Below are 20719 nucleotides of genomic sequence, written 5' to 3'. Positions count from 1 at the left end.
ACTGGGCTGCGGCGTGCTGCCATTAATGGACTCGCTTGTAAGGAAGCCCGACGGTGGTGTGAACATGCCTGCTGACAAGGCGAAGCAGGCCCGGACGCCCCGCGCTTGTGTACGCTGACGTACAGAGTCTCCCGTCAACGCAAGGCACAATGCACCCATGAAAAAGACCTTGCTCACCCTCCTCCTCGCCGCGCCACTGGTGCAGGCCGCCGCGCAGACCGCAACCCCGCAGCAGGCGGCCCGTCCCGCCACGCCGGCAGTCGCGCCGCAGGCGCCGCCGGCACCTGTCACGCCAGCGCCCGCCACGGCCACGGCCGCCCCGGTCGCACAAGCGCCTGCGCGCACGCAGGATTCGCCCGAGCTGCGCGCCCAGGTGCTCCTGGATCGTGCCCATTTCTCGGCCGGACAGATCGACGGCGCCTACGGCAGCAATATGAAACACGCGCTGGCTGGCTTCCAGAAGTCGCGCGGCCTGCCCGTTACCGGCAAGCTGGACCAGGCCACCCTGGACGCGCTGGACGACCGGCAACCGGTCATTGCCACCTACACCATCACGGATGCCGACGCCCAGGGCCCGTATGTGAAGGTGCCCGAATCGATGGGCGAGAAGGCGAAGCTGGCCGCGCTGGGCTTCGCCAGCATCGAGGAAGCGCTGGGCGAACGGTTTCACGCCAGCCCGGCCCTGTTGAAAGCACTCAATCCGGGCAAGGATTTTGCCCGCGCGGGCGAGCACATCCTCGTGCCGAATGTGCACGCGGCCGGCCCCATGCCAGCGGCGAGCAGGCTGGTGGTCGACGACTCGGACCGCACCCTGTCGCTGGTGGATGCGGACGGCAAGGTGGTCGCCCAGTTCCCCGCCAGCACGGGCAGCGAACACGATCCCCTGCCCATCGGCGAATGGAAGATCAACGGTGTGGGCCGCAATCCCGACTATAACTACAACCCGAAGCTGTTCTGGGATGCCAAGCCGGGCGACACGAAAACGAAGATCAAGCCGGGGCCGAACAACCCCGTCGGCGTCGTGTGGATCGACCTGTCGAAAGACCATTACGGCATCCACGGCACGCCCGAGCCGGGCAGCATCGGCAAGACGGAGTCGCACGGCTGCATCCGCCTGACCAACTGGGACGCGGCCAAGGTGGCCGACGTCGTCAAGCCGGGTTTCCCGGTCATCCTGCAAGACTGATCCGGGGAGAACGCGATGAAATGGCTGTTGACCTTGTTGTTCGGCGCCGTACTGGGCGTCGTCGGGACGGTGCTGTACCTGGGACGCGATGTCAGCAGCGCGGGCACGCCCTTGCCGGGCCCTGCCGTGACGCCGGCCCCGGCCGCCCCCGCTGCCCCCGCGACGCCACCGCCCGCTGCCGCGACGCCACCGGCAGCCGGCGTGGCACTGCCCGCCGCCGATCTGCCGGAAGTGACGCCGCCCGTACCGGTCTCGCCGGCACCGGCAACGGTGGACATGAACGTCAAGCCGGCGCTGGGCCCGCTATTACTGCCCGTGGCCGGTGTCAGCGCGAAGGAACTGACGGACACGTTCAACCAGGCGCGGGGTACCGAGCGCCGCCATGAGGCCCTGGATATCGTCGCACCGAAAGGCACCCCCGTGCTGGCCGTGGCGGACGGCAAGATCGTCAAGCTGTTCAACAGCAAGGCAGGCGGCTTGACCGTCTACCAGTTCGACCCGTCGGAGAAATACGCGTATTACTATGCGCACCTGGACAGCTACGCGGCGGACCTGAAGGAAGGCCAGACCTTGCGTCGTGGCCAGATGGTGGGCTATGTGGGCGTCAGCGGCAATGCCGATCCGGCCACGCCGCACCTGCACTTCGCCATCTTCGAACTGGCCGCCGACAAGAAATGGTGGCAGGGCACGCCCGTCAATCCATATCCTTACCTGACCGAAACGACGGCCAGGTAGGCAGGCCGGCACGTAAAACAAAGGGGGCGAAGCCCCTTTGTGCGTTTACCAGTGGCGCAGGCGCCCCGTGTCCATGTGGACAAACTGGGAGTCGTGGTAATAGCCCACGCCGCCGCCCTTGATGCCCAGCGCGGCCTTGTGCACCTGCTTCAGGTCGACCCCGGGAATGCGCAGGTCGATGGCCTTGCCTTCCAGGTGCATGCTGTGCCTGGCGACGCCGCCACTGGCAGCAGCGAGCTTCTGGTTCGTTTCCGGCGAGCGATAACCCGAAATGATGTGGATGATATTGTTGCTCCCGAACTGGGCGCTGACCTTGTTGACGAGGAGCAGCAGGCCCGGGTCGATGGTGGCAATGGTATTGCTGCGATGATCGCGCAGCAATTTATTGATGTCCTGCAGCGCTTCCGGAATGAACTGGCCTTCGGCCCAGAACATCGTGCGCAGGGTCTCGCCTGTATGCGTGTTGTAGAAACGCAGGCTGCGTTCATGCGGCGCCGCCACGGCGGCCCGCGCCAGGGCCGGCATGCTCAAGGCGGATGCCACGGCCACGGATTTCTTGAGGAATGATCTGCGATTGTCCATGGGCTTCATCATACGCCTGTCGCGCCAGCGATGTTTTTGTGGCGCGTGGAAATTCTTTCACATATACTTGCGCACTCAAGTACTTTTCAAGGACAAATCATGAATCCAGAATTCAACACCGATAATGGCACCCTGGCGGGCGATGCCGCCCTGGCCTTCTGCCTGCGGCTGGCGCGGGCGCAGGCCACGGTCGTGCGCCGCCTGGACACCGTGCTGGGCGGCCACCACGGCCTGTCATTCGGCGACTTCATGCTGCTGCATCACTTGTCGAAGGCGCCGGGCGGCCGCTTGCGCCGGGTCGACCTGGCCGAGCGCCAGGGACTGACGGCATCCGGGGTCACGCGCACCCTGCTGCCACTGGAGAAGACGGGCCTGGTTGCGCGCATGGCCGACGAGCGCGACGCCAGGGTCGGCTTTGCCGCCATCACGCCGGCCGGCCACAACCTGTTTGACCACGCCCTGCTGACGGCGCGCGAGACGTGCGCCGAACTGCTGCGCCATGCGCCGGCCGACCAGCTCGAAGCGCTGACGGGTGTGCTGGGCAATATCGTCGGACCGGGTGCATGAGCGCCGCGCCGCGCGCTGCCTTGTGGCGCGACACCAACCTGCGGTGGCTGATGGGGGGCAGTACCTTGTCGCTGCTGGGCGACCAGTTCACCCTGATCGCCCTGCCGTGGCTGGTGCTGGACGTAACGGGCGACGCGCTGGCGCTGGGCCTCGTCATCGCCCTGATGAGCGTGCCACGGGCCCTGTTCATGCTGGTCGGCGGCGCGCTGGTCGATCGCCACTCGCCCCGGCTGGTGCTGCTGCTGACCAAATACGCCAGCGCCGTGCTGCTGGGCGTTCTCGCCGTGATGACGTGGCGCGGCCAGGCCACGCTCCCCGTGCTGTACGCGCTTGCGCTGGCCATAGGGCTGGCCCAGGCCTTCGCCATCCCGGCTGCCACGTCGATCCTGCCGCGCGCCGTGCCGGCACCGCTGCTGCAAGGTGCCAACGGCATGATGATGGGCCTGCGCCAGCTGTCGCTGCTGGCCGGCCCCTTGCTGGCGGCGGCGCTGCTGGCTTTCTCCGGCGGCGCAGGCAAGGCCGACACGCGTGCGCTGGCGCTGGCCTTCGCCGTCGACTGCGCCAGCTTCCTGCTGTCGGCGTGGACCCTGGCGCGCGTCAAGCCGCTGCCCGCGCAGGCCGCACCAGAGGGGCAATCCGTGCTGCGCGCCGTCGGCGCGGGCCTGGCGATGGTGTGGCGCGACGTGCCGCTGCGCACCTGCTTCCTGTACTGGGGCCTGGTGTCGTTCTTCGTGGGCGGCTCGATGCAGGTGGCGCTGCCGCTGCTGGCCAGCGAAACGCTGCGCAGCGCACCGGCCTACGCGCTGCTGCTGGGCGCCCACGGCGCCGGCACCTTGCTGGGCATGGCCGTCGCTGCGCTGCTGCCCAGGCTGGCGGTGCTGCCGTTCGGCGCCATGCTGCTGGTGGGCGACGCCGTGGCCGGCATGCTGCTGGCCCCACTCGGCACGATTGGCGCGGCCTGGCAAGGCGCCGTGCTGCTGCTGGCGCTGGGCATCCTGGGCGGCTACCTGCAGGTGGCGATCTTCACGTGGATCCGCAAGCGCGTTCCGGCGCCGATGCTGGGGCGGGCCATGAGCATTTTCCTGTTCATCTTCATGGGCCTGGCGCCCCTGTCGGCGGCGGGCACGGGCTGGGTGCTGCAGCATGCCAGTTTGCCGCAGCTGTTCGCGGCCAGTGGCGCCATGCTGGTCTGCTGCGCCGTGCTGGCGTGGACCCTGACGCCGATGCGCGCCATCGGCGCCGATGGTGCCGATGGCGCCGACCGTGCCGGCAGCGCTAGAATGACGCCCTGACAATCTCGAGCAGGTAGGGCAAGCATGGAAACGAAATGGCTGGAAGACTTCATTTCACTGGTGGAGACGAATAATTTCAGCCGCTCCGCGCAGCTGCGCCACGTCACCCAGCCGGCCTTCTCGCGCCGCATCCAGTCGCTGGAAAACTGGCTGGGCACGGACCTGGTCGATCGCACCACCTTCCCCACCCGCCTGACACCGGCGGGCCTCGTGTTCTACGAGCAGGCGCTGGAAATGCTGGGCCAGATCAACGGCGTGCGCGAGCTGCTGCGGCACAAGCGGGCGGCGGCCCGCACCACCATCGACCTGGCCGTACCGCACACCTTGTCGCTGACCTTCGTGCCGAAGTGGATCACGGGGCTGGAAGGGGAATTCGGCACCATCAACAGCCGCCTGATGGCGCTGAACGTGCACGACGCCGTGCTGCAGCTGGTCGACGGCGGCTGCGACCTGCTGCTGTGCTACCACCATCCGCGCCAGCCCGTGCAGCTGGACCCGGGCCGCTACGACATGCTGGTGATGGGCCGCGAGGCGCTGCGCGCCTATGCGCGCTGCGACAAGGCCAGGGAACCGGCCTTCCGCCTGCCCGGCCGCAAGAACGCGCCGCTGCCCTTCCTGTCGTACACCACCAATGCCTACCTGGGCCGCATGGTCGACCTGATCCTGGCGGACGCCAGGCCGGCCCTGCACCTGGACAAGCGCTACGAGACGGACATGGCCGAGGGCCTGAAGATGATGGCGCTGGAAGGCCGGGGCATCGCCTTCCTGCCCGAATCGGCCGTCACGCGCGAGGTCAAGACGAAGCAGCTGGCGCGGGCCGACGAAGGCGGCCAGTGGGAAATCGAGATGGACATCCGCCTGTACCGCGAGCGGCCGTCGGCGGCCAGGCCCGGCAAGCCGATCGTCGCGCAGTTGTGGGAGTTCCTGGCAGAGCGCTTGCAGCCGCGGGCGTCGAAACGGCGCGTGCCGGCGTCCGAGCGCTGACACCAGAATCCACGTTATGCGTTTTTTGCATGGCTGGATGCGCAAGCGGCATTGGCCGGCAAACGGCCCGCCGCCATAAGATTCGCTCCGTTGCCGCGCACCGTATCGAGGTGCATGCGAGCAGACCATTCGAACCCCGAATCCCGGAGCCATCACATGATCAATCACGCCCTGCCCTCCTACCTGAACGCCGACGATCTCGGTCCATGGGGCCAGTACCTGCAGCAGATCGACCGCGTCACCCCGCACCTGGGCGCCCTGTCGCGCTGGGTGGAAACCCTGAAGCGTCCGAAGCGCATCCTGACGGTCGACGTGCCGATCGAGCGCGACGACGGCTCGATCGCCCACTTCGAGGGTTACCGCGTGCAGCACAATATGTCGCGCGGCCCGGGCAAGGGCGGCGTGCGCTTCCACCAGGACGTGACCTTGTCCGAAGTGATGGCCCTGTCGGCATGGATGACGGTGAAGAACGCCGCCGTCAACGTGCCCTACGGCGGCGCCAAGGGCGGCATCCGCGTCGACCCGAAGACCTTGTCGAAAGGCGAGCTGCAGCGCCTGACGCGCCGCTACACGAGCGAAATCAGCCTGATCATCGGCCCCACCAAGGACATCCCGGCGCCGGACGTGAACACCAACGAACAGGTGATGGCGTGGATGATGGACTCGTACGCCATGATCGAAGGGAACCTGTCGACCGGCGTCGTGACGGGCAAGCCCATCTCGCTGGGCGGCTCGCTGGGCCGGCGCGAAGCCACCGGCCGCGGCGTGTTCGTCGTCGGCCGTGAAGCGGCCGCCAAGCGCGGCGTGGCCATTGCCGGCGCCCGTGTCGCCATCCAGGGCTTCGGCAACGTCGGCGGCGTGGCCGCGACGATGTTCGCCGACGCGGGTTCGAAAGTCATCGCCGTGCAGGACCACACGGGCACCGTGGTGCACCAGGGCGGCCTGGACGTGGCGCTGCTGCACAAGCACGTGGCCGAAGCGGGCGGCGTCAAGGGTTTCCCCGGCGCCGAGGCCTTCCTCGACCGCGACGCCTTCTGGGGCATCGAATCGGACATCCTGATCCCGGCCGCGCTGGAACAGCAGATCACGGCCGAGAACGCGCCGACGATCCGCACCAAGATCATCCTGGAAGGCGCCAACGGCCCGACCACGCCGGAAGCGGACGACATCCTGATGGAGAAGGACATCCTGATCGTGCCGGACGTGCTGGCCAACGCCGGCGGCGTCACCGTGTCGTACTTCGAATGGGTGCAGGACTTCTCCAGCTTCTTCTGGTCCGAGGAAGAGATCAACGCCCGCCTGACCCGCATCATGCAGGAAGCGTTCAACGCCGTGTGGGAAGTGGCCCAGGACAAGAAAGTCTCGCTGCGCACCGCCACCTTCATCCTGGCCTGCACCCGTGTGCTGCAGGCGCGTGAAGTGCGGGGCCTGTACCCGTAAGAAAAATCCGGAACCGTTCCGACTTTTCGGGGACTGTCCCGGATGGTTCCGGAACAGCCTCGGCAGATTCCTCGCAGAAGAAGAGCGGCCGCCCCCGAGCGGCCACCACGGAGGAGACGGGCGCGACAGCGAGCAACTCGCTGCCGCGCTTTTTTTTTGCGACCACGCGCCGGCATTGTGGGCCAACCCACAGACATCGCCGCCTTGCCTGATCGACAATCAGTCATCTTCGACCAGCCAAGGAAGCGCCATGCACGTCCCCATCGAATACGACCCCCGCTTCGAGTTTCCCGAAGAGGGCGAAGGCGATACCCAGTCCGAGCTGCTCGACACCTTGCACGGCATCGCCGACACCACGTTCCGCGACAGCGGCAAGCCCCTGCGCAGCGTCCACGCGAAGAGCCACGGCCTGCTGCGGGGTGAGCTTCGCGTGCTGCCCGGCCTGCCGCGCAGCCTGGCGCAGGGCCTGTTCGGCCAGCCCGGCACCTACCCCGTCATCATGCGGCTGTCGACCACGCCAGGCGACGTGCTGGCCGACAGCGTCTCCACGCCGCGCGGCATGGCGCTGAAGGTGCTCGGCGTGCGTGGCGAGCGCCTGCCCGGCAGCGAGAACGACAGCACCCAGGACTTCGTGCTCGTCAACAGCACCACCTTCCTGAACGCCGGCCCGAAAGCCTTCCTGGGCGGCCTGCAACTGCTGGCTGCCACCACCGACAAGGCGCCCGCGCTGAAGGAAGTGCTGTCCGCCGCGCTGCGCAAGGCCGAGGGCCTGCTGGAGAAAGCCGGTACCGAAAGCGCCGCGCTCAAGGGCATGGGCGGCCACCCCGCCACCAATCCGCTGGGCGAGACCTACTACAGCCAGACCGCCATCCTGTTCGGGCCGTACATGGCGAAGGTGTCGCTGGCGCCCGTCGCCACCGGCCTGACCCGGCTGCACGGCGAACCTGTTGACGTCAAGGGCACGCCCGATGCGCTGCGCCAGGCCGTGTGCGACTACTTTGCCCAGCAGGGCGGCGAGTGGGAGCTGCGCGTGCAGCTGTGCACGAATATCGAGGAAATGCCGATCGAGAACGCCGCCGCCGAGTGGCCGGAAAGCGTCAGCCCCTTCATGCCGGTGGCGCGCCTGGTGGCGCCGCCGCAGGCAGGCTGGAGCGAGGCCCTGTCCGCCGCCATCGACGAAGGAATGAGTTTCAGCCCGTGGCATGGCCTGGCCGTGCACCGTCCGCTGGGCGCCGTCAACCGTGTGCGCAAGGCGGCCTATGAAATGTCGGCGCGGCTGCGGGCCCGGCGGCGTGGCGCGCCCATCGTCGAACCGGTGTCGCTGGACGAGGTGCCGTTCGGCCCCTGAACAATCGGCCGCTCGCCGCGCCCGCTTGCTAAAATGCGCGCCTGACCGGCGCGCGCCGGTCGTCCTATTCATGACCGGAGAACCGAATGACCTTACGCCTGCTGGTAATAGGCGCCGCGCTTGCCGCGGCCACCAGTGCAAACGCCGCGCCGCGCGGCCTGACCGTCGAAGACCTCGCCAGCATGGACCGCGTCGGCAGCCCCTCGCTGTCGCCCGACGCGGCCCGCGTCGTCTACACGGTGCGCAGCACGAACATGGACAAGAACCGCGGCAATACGCAGCTGTGGATGATCGACCTGCGCGCCCCCAGGCCGGTGCCCCAGCAGCTGACGTCGCACGACGCCAGCGCCGCCGATCCGGAATGGTCGGCCAGCGGCGACGCCATCTACTTCCTGTCCAGCCGCTCCGGTTCCAGCCAGGTGTGGCGCCTGCCCGCCCATGGCGGCGAGGCGAGCCGCGTCACCGACCTGCCGCTGGGCGTGGACAGCTTCCGCGTCTCGCCCAAGGGCGACCGCATCGCCGTCACGCTGGCCGTGTTCCGCGACTGCGCCGACCTGGCCTGCAGCAAGAAGCGCGGCGACGAGCAGGAGAAGAACAAGGCCACCGGCAAGGTATACGACCAGCTGTTCGTGCGCCACTGGGATACGTGGAACGACGGCCGCCGCAACGTGCTGTACACCTTGCCGCTCGACGCTGCCGGCAAGGCCGGCAAGGACCCGGTCAGCCTGTCCGGCACGCTCGACGGCGACGTCACGTCCAAGCCCTTCGGCGACCGCGGCGAATACACTTTCAGCCCGGATGGCCAGCGTGTCGTCTTTGCCGTGCGCGTGGCGGGCAGGACGGAGGCATGGTCGACCAACTTCGACCTGTACGACGTGCCCGCCGCCGGCGGCGCCGCACCGCGCAACCTGACCAGCGACAATCCGGCCTGGGACACCAAGCCGCAGTTTTCCCCGGACGGCAAGACCCTGGCCTACCTGGCGATGAAGCGCCCCGGCTTCGAGGCGGACCGCTTTCACCTGGTGCTGCAGGATGTCGCCAGCGGCAGGAAGCGCGTACTGGCCGAGGGCTGGGACCGTTCCATCGCCGACTACCGCTGGCGCGCCGACGGCCGCGCCTTGCTGGCCAATGCCGACGACGTCGGCCAGCACCGCCTGTTCGCGCTGGACGCAGCCAGCGGCAAGGTCACCGCGCTGACGGGCCAGGGCTACGTGGCGGACTTCGACACGCGCCGCGACACCACCGTGATCGCGCACGCCACCTTGTCGGGCGGCGCCCAGTTGTACAAGCTGCCGGCCAACGCCAGCTCGGAGCAGAAGCCGGCACCGCTGACGACCTTGAACGCGGCCCGCCTGGCCGACGTGCGCATGGGCCAGTACGAGCAGTTCTCCTTCAAGGGCGCCAACGGCGACACGGTATATGGCCACGTGATGAAGCCGTGGAACGCCCAGCCGGGCCAGAAGTATCCGGTGGCCTTCCTCGTGCACGGCGGCCCGCAGGGCAGCTTCGGCAATTCGTGGAGCTACCGCTGGAACCCGCAGGTGTATGCCGGCGCCGGCTACGCCACCGTCTTCATCGATTTCCACGGCTCGACCGGCTACGGCCAGGCCTTCACGGATTCGATCAGCGGCGATTGGGGCGGCAAGCCGCTGGAAGACCTGAAGAAGGGCCTGGCCGCCGCCGGCGAGAAGTTCCCATGGCTGGACACGGCCAACGCCTGCGCGCTGGGTGCGTCCTACGGCGGCTACATGATGAACTGGATCGAGGGCAAATGGAGCGACGGCTTCAAGTGCATCGTCAACCATGACGGCGTGTTCGACCAGCGCGGCATGGCCTACTCGACCGAGGAACTGTGGTTCACGGAGTGGGAGAACGGCGGCACCTATTACGACAATCCGGAAGGCTACGAGAAGTTCAACCCGGTGCACCACGTGAAGAACTGGAAGACGCCGATGCTGGTGATCCAGGGCGACCTGGACTTCCGCATCCCCACCGCGCAGGCCCTGGGCACCTTCAGCGCCCTGCAGCGGCAAGGCATCAAATCCAAGCTCCTGGTGTTCCCGGACGAGAACCACTGGGTGCTGAAACCGGCCAATTCGATCCTGTGGCACCACACGGTGCTGGGCTGGCTGGATGAGCACCTGAAGAAGTAAATCCGCCAGCTACGATGGCCGCCTTGCGCGGCCGTTTTTTCTACCGCTGCGCCAGGACGGTCGTGCACGTCAGGCCATGGCGGGCCCTGGCTTACTTCCAGGCGCAGGTGCGAAAACCGCAGAAGATATCGTCCCGCTCAGGCATGTAGAAGTTACGGAACTTGGGCGAACGCAGGCGCGTCGGCGTCGCGCTCGACGCGCCCCGCAGCACCTGGTGGCTGCCGAACCACGGCTGCGAGTATTCACGGTAGCGGTCCGGCGCGAAACCGGGATAGGGCTCGAACGGCGACGCCGTCCATTCCCACAGCTGCCCCCAGCGGAACGCCGGGTGGCCGTACTGCGCCGCGTACTCCCACTCCGCTTCCGTCGGCAGGCGCCGCTCGGCCCACGCGCAATAGGCCTGCGCTTCGTACAGGTTGACGTGGCGGACCGGCTCGTGCGGCGCCAGGGTGGCCGGCTGGCCGAAGCGCACCGTCAGCCACTGGCTGCCGTCGCGGTGCCAGTAGCGCGGCGCCGAACGTTCCTGGCGCATCAGCCAGGCCGCGCCGGCATTGCTCCAGAACTGGCGCTTGTCGTAGCCGCCGTCGGCGACGAAGTCGGCATACTGGGCGTTCGTCACCAGGGCGCCATCCATGCGGAACGGCGCCACATATACGGCGTGGCCGCCCTTCTCGTTATCGAACACGAAGCCGCCGGCCGCTTCGCCGCAGCCCATCTGGATGGTCCCGCCAGGAAAACCCAGTTCGCCCGGCGCCACCAGGGCCGGCTCGTCGCGCGCCAGGTGAGGCGGCGCCTGCAGGCCCAGGGTCTGCAAGGTGTACAGGAAGGCTTCGCCGTGCATGTCCTCGTGGGCCAGCACCAGGCGGTAGGGATACAGCGCCTCGTCCGTGTTCGGCTCGCGCCCCAGCTTGTCCAGCACCCGGTCCAGCACTTCGTGGCAGTAGGTCTTCACGCCGCCCGTGCTGGGCAGGTCCAGGCTCCAGCGGCTGCGGTGGGGCACCAGGTTCGAATCGAACCAGTCGTCGCCCTTGCTCAGCATCGACGTGAACTGGGCGTCGGCCGGGTGGCTGGAGAGCGCCTCGCGCAGCACGAACCATTCGGCGAACCAGGCCGTGTGGCCCAGCTCCCACAGGGGCGGGTTGATGACGGGCAGGTACGGCACATTGCGCAGGTTGTCGAGGCCGGCGGCGGCATAGCCGTCGAACAGGCCGAGCGTATAATGGCGCGCGTTCTCCAGCGCTTCGGCAAGCTGCTGGGTGCGGGCGTAACGGAACGAGGCGGTGATGGAATTCATAAGGCACTTTGTAGCAATGACCACGATTGTAGCCGCTTGATGGCGAACCGGCCCTACCTGTGCATTATCAGTCCCGCCCTGGCCGACGCCAACAACGGCAACTGGCAGACGGCGGCGCGTTGGGCGCGCTTCCTGCGAGGTCGTTATCGCGTTGCCATCGCCAGGCAATGGCGACCCGATGGGAACGGGCCGGCGCCCGACCTGCTGGTGGCGCTGCACGCACGCCGCTCGGCCGATTCGCTGGACGCCTTTCGCGCCACCTACCCCGACCGGCCCGCCGTGCTGCTGCTGACCGGTACCGACCTGTATCGCGACATCCACCACGATCCCGCCGCGCAGGCTTCGCTGCGCCATGCGACGCGGCTGGTGCTGTTGCAGGCCGCCGGCCTGGCCGAGCTGCCGGCTGAACTGCACGGCAAGGCCTGCGTCATCCACCAGTCCGCGCCGGCGCTGCGGCCGTGGAGCGCGCCGCGCCGCCATGCGGATGTCGTCATGGTCGGCCACCTGCGCGACGAAAAGGACCCGGCCACCTTCATGCGGGCCGCCGCCCTCGTGACGGCGCCGCGCGCACGGCTGCTGCACATCGGCGGCGCCCTCGATCCGGCATTGGGCGAGCTGGCCCTGGCGACGCAGGCCGACGTGCCGCGCTACCGGTGGCTGGGCGCCCTGCCCCGTGCCACGGCGCGTCAACGGCTGCGGCGCTGCCATGCGATGGCGATCTGCTCGCGCATGGAAGGCGGCGCCAACGTCATCATCGAAGCCGTCACCTGCGGCGTACCCGTGCTGGCCAGCGACGTTTCCGGCAACCGGGGCATGCTGGGCGGGGACTATGCCGGCTATTTCCCCCTGGGCGACGCGCCCGCACTGGCCCGGCTGATCGAGCGCAGCATCGCCGATCCGGCCTTCCACGCACTGCTGCGGCGCCAGTGCGCGACGCGCGCGCCCCTGTTCGCACCGGCCACCGAGCAGGCAGCATTGCTGGAACTGGTGGATAATCTGCTGATTCACCGCACGTAATATTCGAAAGACATCATGAGTACTGAACCGATCAAACTGACTTCCTTTTCCCACGGCGGCGGCTGCGGCTGCAAGATCGCCCCCGGCGTCCTGTCCGAAATCCTGAAGAATTCCCATGGCTTTCCCGTGCCGAAGGAACTGCTGGTCGGTATCGAGACGGCCGACGACGCGGCCGTCTACCTGCTCAACGACGAGCAGGCCCTGATCGCCACGACGGACTTCTTCATGCCCATCGTCGACGATCCCTTCGACTTCGGCCGCATCGCCGCCACCAACGCCATCTCGGACGTGTATGCCATGGGCGGCACGCCCATCATGGCGCTGGCCCTGGTCGGCATGCCCGTCAACAAGCTGCCGCTGGAAACCATCGGCCAGATCATCAAGGGCGGCGAATCGATCTGCGCCGAGGCGGGCATTCCCATCGCGGGCGGTCACACCATCGACTCGGTCGAACCGATCTACGGCCTGGTCGTGCTGGGCCTGGTGCATCCGTCGAAGATCAAGAAGAACGCCGACGCCCGCGCCGGCGACGTGCTGGTGCTGGGCAAACCGCTGGGTGTGGGCGTGCTGTCGGCCGCGCTGAAGAAGAACGTGCTGGGCGACGAAGGCTATGCCGCCATGATCGCCAACACCACCAAGCTCAATAAACCGGGCAAGGCCCTGGCCGACCTGGCCGGCGTGCACGCGATGACGGACGTGACCGGCTTCGGCCTCCTGGGCCACCTGCTGGAACTGGCGCGGGGCGCCAAGCTGACGGCGAACCTGTCGATGGCCCAGATTCCCCTGCTGCCCGGCGTCGAGCAGCTGGCCCACGACGGCTACTTCACGGGCGCGTCGGGGCGCAACTGGGACGCCTATGGCAAGGATGTCACCCTGGACCCGGCCGTCACGCCGGCCCAGCACACCTTGCTGACGGACCCGCAAACCTCGGGCGGCCTGCTGGTCTCCTGCGACCCCGCTGCCGTCGCCGACGTGCTCGCCCTGTTCGCCCGGGAAGGCTTCGAAGCCGCCGCCGTCATCGGCAACATGAGCGCCGGCGACGCGCGCGTGCAAGTGAACGCCTGACCGCCCGCGAGCAATATTTCCCCGAAAATGGGGACAGACCCCATTTTCTGAGCAATATTTCTCGAAAAATGGGGTCTGTCCCCATTTTTTTGGCAACTTTTGCCGGACGAAATAGCTTGACAGTGTGCAAGGGCTTCTCTTACATTGGAGTCATGTTCACGCATCCGCAACTATCTGCTTTCCTGCTATCGCTTGCCAGCCTACCGCTGGCAACGCGCCTACTAGCACGCGCCTGATTCGTTTTACCCTCAGCGCGTCGCACGTGACAGCCGCCGCACCACGCTGTACCCAAGCCGGCCACAAGCCGCACCGCCTCGAAAAACAGGAAAGATTGCACCGATGCTCATCACGGCCATCCATCGTCCCTTCGCCGCATCCGCCGCCATTGCCATTGTCACGCCAGCGCTGGCGCTACCGACCGGTTGCCTGGTCCAGTGCCCCGTGGCCACCAGGCAGCCCGACGCCACATGACGCGCCGGCCGCGGCCCGCGCCTTCCCGCTTTTCCTTACAAGATTCCAGGAGTACACCATGATGTTGCAGAACCCGGCAGCCAAATACCGCGCCTTCCCACCCGTCCAGCTGTCCGACCGCACCTGGCCGAACAACACGATCACCAAGCCGCCGATCTGGATGAGCACCGACCTGCGCGACGGCAACCAGGCCCTGATCGAGCCGATGAGCATCGAGAAGAAGCTGCGTTTCTTCGACCTCTTGATCAAGACGGGCCTGAAGGAAATCGAAGTGGGCTTCCCCTCCGCGTCGCAGACCGATTTCGATTTCGTGCGCCGGCTGATCGAGGAAGACCGCATCCCGGTAGACGTCACCATCATCGTGCTGACGCAGTCGCGTGAAGAGCTGATCCGCCGCACCGTGCAGGCCGCCGCCGGCGCGAAGAAAGCCATCGTCCACCTGTACAACTCCGTGGCGCCCGTGTTCCGCAAGGTGGTGTTCGGCATGTCGCGCGAGGAGATCACGCAGATCGCCACCACCGGCACCGTCCTCGTCAAGGAACTGATCGCCAGGCACCCGGAAACGGACTGGGGCTTCGAATACACGCCCGAATCGTTCTCGACGACGGAACTGGACTTTTCCAAGCATATCTGCGACGCCGTCACGGCCATCTGGCAGCCCACGCCGCAGAAGAAAATGATCATCAACCTGCCTTCCACGGTGGAGTGCAGCACGCCGAACGTGTATGCCGACCAGATCGAATGGATGTCGCGCAAGCTGGAACGCCGCGACAGCCTCATCATCAGCGTGCACCCGCATAACGACCGCGGCACCGCCGTGGCCTCGGCCGAACTGGCCGTGATGGCGGGCGCCGACCGGGTCGAAGGCTGCCTGTTCGGTAACGGCGAGCGCACCGGCAACGTCGACCTGGTGACCCTGGCACTGAACCTGTACACGCAGGGCGTGCATCCGGGCCTGGACTTCTCGGACATCGATTCCGTGCGCAAGATCGTCGAGGAATGCAACCAGCTGCCCGTGCACCCGCGCCATCCCTATGTGGGCGACCTGGTCTTCACGGCCTTCTCCGGCTCGCACCAGGATGCCATCAAGAAGGGCTTCGCCCAGCAGCAGCCGAACGCGCTGTGGGAGATTCCGTACCTGCCGATCGATCCGCAGGACCTGGGCCGCAGCTACGACGCCGTGATCCGCGTGAACAGCCAGTCCGGCAAAGGCGGCATGGCCTACCTGCTGGAGCAGGACTATGGCCTGGTGCTGCCGCGCCGCCTGCAGATCGAGTTCTCGCGCGCCGTGCAGGCCGTGGCCGACGAGACAGGCCTGGAGATCACGTCCGAAGGCATCCATCAGATCTTCGAGAAGGAATATTTTGCCCAGACGTCGCCGTATGCCTACGTGTCGCACAAGATGATCGAGGACAGCAGCGCCGACGAATCCGTGCAGATCGATATCGGCCTGATGCACCGCCAGGCGCCGCTGGCCCTGCAGGGCGGCGGCAACGGCCCGATCGATGCCTTCGTCGACGCGCTGGGCCTGGACGTGAAGCTGATGGACTACCACGAACACGCCATCGGCCACGGCGCCAATGCCCGCGCCGCCTGCTACGTGGAACTGCGTCTGGACAATGGCCCGACCCTGTTCGGCGCCGGCATCGACAGCAATATCGTCACCGCCTCGTTCAAGGCCGTGCTGTCGGCCGTGAACCGCCAATTGAAGGCACGCGAGGCTGCGAAGGCCACGGCACTGGACACCGACGCCACCGCCTGACGCGAACCCGCGCCCGCGGCATGACGTACGACCAGTACGCCTTGCCGCGGGCGCCGCTACATCCGGCTCCTCACCGCCTCACCCGCTGAAACGGCGACCAGTGAGCGCCTTGCGCGTACCCGGTCGCCGTATCGCGTCAGCATGTCCCGCCTGGCTTCCACGCCATCACGTAACGAGATTGACGATACGCCCCGGCACGTAGATGAATTTCTTCAGCGTGTGCTCGCTGACGTACGTGCTGACGTCCGCATGGTTCAACGACACGGTGCGCAGGTCTGCCTCGGGGATGTCCCGCTTCACCACCACATTGCCACGCAACTTGCCGTTCACCTGCACGGGCAGGGTAATCAACTCGTCCTGAAGCAGTGCGGCATCGGCCTGTGGCCAAGGCGCCAGGTGGATCGACTCGCGCGGGCTGATGGTCGACCAGATTTCCTCCGTCATATGGGGCGCGAAAGGCGCCAGCGACAAAAGGAACAGCGAGAAATCGGACACGCTCAGCGTGCGGTGCTGGACTTCGTTCAGACAGCCCATCAGCGTGGCCACGGCGGTATTGAAGCGGAACTTCTCGATGTCGTCGCCCACCTTGTCGACCGTGCGATGCAAGGCCTTCAAGGCGTCGGTGGCCGAAGCGGGGGCGTTTTCATCGATGACCCGGTGCGCCACGCTCCACACACGCTCAAGGAAGCGCCGCGTCCCGGTCAGTCCTTCGTCGCTCCATGGAATGGCTTTTTCGAACGGTCCGATGAACATCTCGTAGAGCCGGAACGCATCGGCACCGACCTCGCGCACCACTTCCTCGGGGCTGCGGCTGTTACCGCTGCGCTTGGAGATTTTCGAGCCGTCGGCGGCCAGGATATGGCCGAGGAATTCGAGGCGCTTGAACGGCTCGGCGAAATCGACCATGCCGGCGTCGTACATCACCTTGTGCCAGAACCGCGCATAGATCAGGTGCGCGACCGCGTGATCGGCGCCTGCATACACGTCCACCTGCCCCCAACGGCGCATCGCCTCGCGCGAGAACGGCGCCGTGTCGTTGTCGGGGTCCATGTACCGCAGCCAATACCACGATGACCCGGCCCACTGCGGCATCGTATTGGTTTCACGGCGCACGGGAATCCAGCCGGCGTGCCCCGGCGTATTGTCGACCTGCCCCGTTGCCGGATCGATGAAGGCGTTCACCCACTGGTCGATGCCGGCCAACGGTCCCTCCAGCGTTCCGGTGGGCCGATACGCCACCACGACCGGCAGGCGCATCGCATCCAGGTAGGCCGGAAGGACGGGCACGGCGAAGTACTCGACGCCGTCCAGTACGTGGGAAATCGGCTGCTCCGGCAGCCACTGCGCCAGTTCGCCGTGCGCCACCGCATGGAAATTGTCGCGCCCCGCGATCCACACGATGGGGAACGGTTCGCCCCAGAAGCGCTGCCGCGAGAATGTCCAGTCGCGGATCTTGTATCGCTTCCGGCCTGTCGCCGCCACTGCCGCCGCGATGCCCGACCGCGCCTGCTGCACCGGCTGCCCGTCGAAGCTTCCAGAATTGGTCAACAGGTCGCCGTCGAGGACCGCGAGCACCGGCAGGTCGAGGGCGCGGGCCAGCTGGGCATCGCGCTCGTCGTGGGCCGGCACCCCCATCACCGCGCCGGTGCCATACGACGCCAGTACATAATCGGCGATCACGACGGGAAGGCGTGCCTTGGTAAGCGGATGGATGGCGTGCACGCCGCCGAGGAGCACCGCACCGGACGACGCGCTCTGACGGTCCAGTTCCGAGGCCTGGGCTGCGCGTGCGATATACGCGTCCGCTTCAGCCTCGTTGCTGGCGGACGCCTTCAAGCTGCGTGCCAGCTCGGCATCGGGCGCCAATGCGAGGAAGGTGACGCCAAACAGCGTTTCGATACGGGTCGTGAACACGTCGACGGCTACCTGCGCCGATGTCGCGAACCGCAGCTCGTGCCCTTCGCTGCGGCCGATCCAGCTGCGTTGGGCATTCTTCACCCGGTCGGGCCATTGCGGCAGCAGGTCGAGGTCGTCGAGCAGGCGGTCCGCATACGCGGTAATCGCCAGCACCCACTGGCGCATCGGAGTTTGAAACACCGGATGGCCGCCCCGCTCGCTCTTGCCGTCCACGATATCCTCGTTGGCCAGCACGGTACCCAGGGCGGGGCACCAGTTCACGGCCACGACGTCGTTGCGCGCCAGGCCGCGCCGGAAGAACTCCAGGAAGATCTGCTGCGTATGACGGTAGTAGCCGGGGTCCGTCGTGTTGATCTCGCGCGACCAGTCGTAGCCCAGCCCCAGCATCGTCAACTGCGCGCGGAATCTATCGATATTGCGCGCCACCGTCGCGGCCGGATGTTCGTTGTTGGCGATGGCGGTTTCCTCGGCCGGCAGGCCGAACGCGTCCCAGCCCATCGGATGGAGCACATCGAAGCCCTGCATCCGCTTGAAGCGGCTGTAGACGTCGGTGGCCACATAGCCGCGCGGATGCCCCACGTGCATCGAGCTGCCGGACGGATAGGGGAACATGTCCATTACAAAGCATGTCGGTTTGCCGCCGCTGCCGTCAGCCCGGTGGATTTTCTTTTGCTCCCACTCCTGTTGCCACTTGCGTTCAAAACGATGCGGCTCGAACCTCCGGTCATGGTCACTATGCATAAGGCGAACTACCTTCCAGGATAATAGTTATAAATTCGCTGTCGCGCAGAATAAATCACCGTTGAAAATGTTTTCAGATCAGGACTGAGGGCGAGATGCGCGAACCAATTCCCTATATACATTCTGCACTGCCCGAAGTCGGCTGCATAGTACCTGGCGCGGCCGTGGGATATATTTCCACGCAACGACGGAGCCGGGTTTCATCCCACTATTCCTTGCTGACTGTCATCCAGGCTCAGCTTGTCTGACCGGCACGTTTTCGCTGGTCTGCGGCGCAGCAGCGCCGTGGCGGGGCGCCGGGCGAGGCTCTCCCGGCGAAGGGTCCGGGTTGCTGCAGCCACGGCGACACCTGCGCCAGTCCGGTGTGCGGACGTCGACGTTGCCAGTGACATGGAAAGCGCCACCCGGTCAAGCACCTCGTGCCAACGCACGGAAAATATGGTCTCTTTCGCGCGCCTGGGCGATTTCGGTTTGCTCAGTAAATACGATGGGCAGGCCGGCGGGTTTGATCCCACCTCATTCGGGCCTTTTTCCCGCTCCCGATACATTTATAACCGGTGGAGAAAGCGTTCGGCGCGAATGATTGCGGCATATTGGTGCCGAACCTTGTGAGACCAAGAAACAGAATTACGCCGGGGAGCTACTATTCCAATGCCGAGTTTCCGGATCCGACGTGCCCCGTCAGCAATGGCCACGTTTGATTTACGCGGCAGGAGAATGGCAAAATCGGCCGGTACGACCGGAGCACGCGTGCCCCGCGCGGCCGATTTGCGCGATTCCAATGAACGGCGCCGACCTGACCATCCCGGTGTATATGGCACGTTCCGGCAGCTATTTGTCCTGGAGAATATCGGCAAAGCCGCGCAGTTGCCGGCCAGCGCGCGTACCAGCACGATGCGTCAGCGTGCCAGGCGGATGCCGGCGAACTGCCAGCGCGCGCCGGCCGGGAAGAAGTTGCGGTAGCTGGCGCGCGCGTGGCCGCCTGGGGTGGCGCAGGACGAGCCCCGCAGCACATACTGGTTGACCATGAACTTGCCGTTGTATTCGCCGATGGCGCCGGGCGCCGTGCGGTAGCCCGGGTACGGCGCGTAACTGCTGCTGGTCCATTGCCAGCAATGGCCGAACATCTGCCGCAGGGTGCCCTCCTCTTCCACCTCCCGGGCCTCGCCGGGAAACGGCAACGACGGCGGCGTGCCCGGCACGGCGCCGTGTTCGCGCGCGGCCCACTCCCATTCGATTTCCGTCGGCAGCCGCGCGCCGGCCCAGTGGGCATAGGCGTCCGCCTCGAACAGCGACACGTGCGTCACGGGGCGTGCCGGATCGAGCGGCTGCAGGCCGGCCAGCGTGAATTCGAACCAGCGCCCGTCCTCGCCCCGGTGCCAGTAGATCGGCTGGCGCAAACCCTGGGCGTTGACCCAGTCCCACCCTTCGGCCAGCCATAGCGCGGCCTGCTCGTAGCCGCCCGCTTCGATAAAGGCCAGGTAGTCGCCGTTCGTCACCAGCTGCGAGGCCAGCTCGAACGGCTCGACGAACTGGCGGTGGCGCGGCAGCTCGTTGTCGAAGCAGAAGCCGTCGCCGTCGTAGCCGATGGTGGCCAGGCCGCCGGCGCAGGCCAGCCATTGCGGGCTCAGTGCCGGGGAGGCCGGTGCCGGCGGCTCGTCCAGGTAGGCCGGCCACAGCGCGCTTTGCGCCAGCAGGTGCTTGACGTCCGTCAGGATCAGTTCCTGGTGCTGCTGCTCGTGCTCCAGCCCCAGGGTCAACAGGCTCGCCAGGCGTTCGCGCGCAGCCCCTTCCCGCACTGCGCCGATCAGCGCGGCGATACGGGCATCGACGTTGGCGCGGTAGGCCCGCACTTCGTCCAGCGACGGGCGCGTCAGCAGGCCCCGCTGCGGACGCGGGTGCTTGTCGCCGATGCCGTTGTAATAGGAATTGAACAGCACGCGGAAGGCCGGGTGGAACGGCGCAAAGCCGGGTTCCATCGGTGCCAGGATGAAGGTCTCGAAGAACCACGTGGTATGGGCCAGGTGCCACTTGACCGGGCTGGCGTCCGGCATCGACTGGGCGCCGCAGTCCTCGCTCGACAAGGGCGCCGCCAGCGCCAGGGTGTGGCGGCGCACGGCCTGGAAGCGGGCCGTCCACAGGCCCGGGTCGTTCATCTGCATGGC

The 20719-nt window shown here is 66.8% G+C and carries 15 protein-coding genes; 11 read left to right on the top strand and 4 right to left on the bottom strand.

Annotated elements, in window-relative coordinates; genetic code table 11:
* The first annotated feature begins 157 nt into the window (after positions 1-157).
* Entirely contained in the window at positions 158-1186 is a 1029-nt protein-coding gene (locus tag GM672_RS08940; RefSeq protein ID WP_155470180.1) for a L,D-transpeptidase family protein, read from the top strand.
* Between the two features lie 15 nt (positions 1187-1201).
* The gene (locus GM672_RS08935) at positions 1202-1921 is read left to right on the top strand and encodes a M23 family metallopeptidase (protein WP_155470179.1); all 720 of its coding nucleotides are present in this window, start codon (positions 1202-1204) and stop codon (positions 1919-1921) included.
* 45 nt (positions 1922-1966) lie between these two features.
* Here GM672_RS08935 and mepK read toward each other — a convergent pair whose 3' ends face one another.
* Positions 1967-2503 (bottom strand): peptidoglycan L,D-endopeptidase MepK, encoded by a 537-nt coding sequence (mepK, locus tag GM672_RS08930; RefSeq protein ID WP_155470178.1) that lies wholly within the window; start codon positions 2501-2503, stop codon positions 1967-1969.
* 99 nt (positions 2504-2602) lie between these two features.
* Here mepK and GM672_RS08925 point away from each other — a divergent pair, with 99 nt between their 5' ends.
* The 6 genes from GM672_RS08925 to GM672_RS08900 all read left to right on the top strand — a co-directional run bounded on the left by GM672_RS08925 (position 2603) and on the right by GM672_RS08900 (position 10287).
* On the top strand, positions 2603-3070 hold the full coding sequence (locus tag GM672_RS08925; protein ID WP_155470177.1) for a MarR family winged helix-turn-helix transcriptional regulator: 468 nt from the start codon (positions 2603-2605) through the stop codon (positions 3068-3070).
* Complete coding sequence (locus tag GM672_RS08920) at positions 3067-4362, top strand: MFS transporter (RefSeq protein WP_155470176.1); 1296 nt, start codon at positions 3067-3069, stop codon at positions 4360-4362. The genes GM672_RS08925 and GM672_RS08920 overlap by 4 nt, the downstream gene beginning before the upstream one ends.
* Before the next feature lie 24 nt (positions 4363-4386).
* Positions 4387-5346 (top strand): LysR family transcriptional regulator, encoded by a 960-nt coding sequence (locus tag GM672_RS08915; RefSeq protein WP_155470175.1) that lies wholly within the window; start codon positions 4387-4389, stop codon positions 5344-5346.
* A 156-nt stretch (positions 5347-5502) separates the two neighbouring features.
* Positions 5503-6786, top strand: a complete 1284-nt coding sequence (locus GM672_RS08910) for a Glu/Leu/Phe/Val family dehydrogenase (protein WP_155470174.1) — start codon at positions 5503-5505, stop codon at positions 6784-6786.
* 250 nt (positions 6787-7036) lie between these two features.
* Positions 7037-8134, top strand: coding sequence for a catalase family protein (locus tag GM672_RS08905; protein ID WP_155470173.1), 1098 nt, complete (start codon positions 7037-7039; stop codon positions 8132-8134).
* An 86-nt stretch (positions 8135-8220) separates the two neighbouring features.
* Entirely contained in the window at positions 8221-10287 is a 2067-nt protein-coding gene (locus GM672_RS08900; RefSeq protein ID WP_155470172.1) for an alpha/beta hydrolase family protein, read from the top strand.
* A gap of 91 nt (positions 10288-10378) precedes the next feature.
* Here the strand turns inward: GM672_RS08900 and senA are convergent, their stop codons facing one another.
* Positions 10379-11581: a selenoneine synthase SenA gene (gene senA, locus GM672_RS08895; RefSeq protein WP_155470171.1), complete on the bottom strand. Its 1203-nt coding sequence runs from the start codon at positions 11579-11581 to the stop codon at positions 10379-10381.
* Between the two features lie 39 nt (positions 11582-11620).
* On the opposite strand from senA, the gene senB reads away from it, so the two are divergent.
* The 3 genes from senB to leuA all read left to right on the top strand — a co-directional run bounded on the left by senB (position 11621) and on the right by leuA (position 15896).
* Positions 11621-12598, top strand: a complete 978-nt coding sequence (gene senB, locus GM672_RS08890) for a selenoneine biosynthesis selenosugar synthase SenB (RefSeq protein WP_155470170.1) — start codon at positions 11621-11623, stop codon at positions 12596-12598.
* A 15-nt stretch (positions 12599-12613) separates the two neighbouring features.
* Positions 12614-13663, top strand: coding sequence for a selenide, water dikinase SelD (selD, locus tag GM672_RS08885; protein ID WP_155470169.1), 1050 nt, complete (start codon positions 12614-12616; stop codon positions 13661-13663).
* Positions 13664-14192: 529 nt separating this feature from the next.
* Positions 14193-15896 carry a 2-isopropylmalate synthase gene (gene leuA / locus GM672_RS08880; protein ID WP_155470168.1) on the top strand — a complete coding sequence of 568 codons (1704 nt, stop codon included), beginning with the start codon at positions 14193-14195 and terminating at the stop codon, positions 15894-15896.
* A gap of 165 nt (positions 15897-16061) precedes the next feature.
* Here the strand turns inward: leuA and GM672_RS08875 are convergent, their stop codons facing one another.
* Both GM672_RS08875 and egtB read right to left on the bottom strand, forming a co-directional pair.
* Positions 16062-18554 (bottom strand): leucine--tRNA ligase, encoded by a 2493-nt coding sequence (locus tag GM672_RS08875; protein WP_155470167.1) that lies wholly within the window; start codon positions 18552-18554, stop codon positions 16062-16064.
* Positions 18555-19453: 899 nt separating this feature from the next.
* The gene (gene egtB, locus GM672_RS08870; protein WP_155470166.1) at positions 19454-20716 is read right to left on the bottom strand and encodes an ergothioneine biosynthesis protein EgtB; all 1263 of its coding nucleotides are present in this window, start codon (positions 20714-20716) and stop codon (positions 19454-19456) included.
* Between the last annotated feature and the right edge of the window lie 3 nt (positions 20717-20719).

This window comes from Pseudoduganella buxea (genome assembly GCF_009720835.1).
Classification (GTDB): Bacteria; Pseudomonadota; Gammaproteobacteria; order Burkholderiales; family Burkholderiaceae_D; genus Rugamonas; species Rugamonas buxea.
This window is presented reverse-complemented; position numbering and strand designations above follow the sequence as displayed.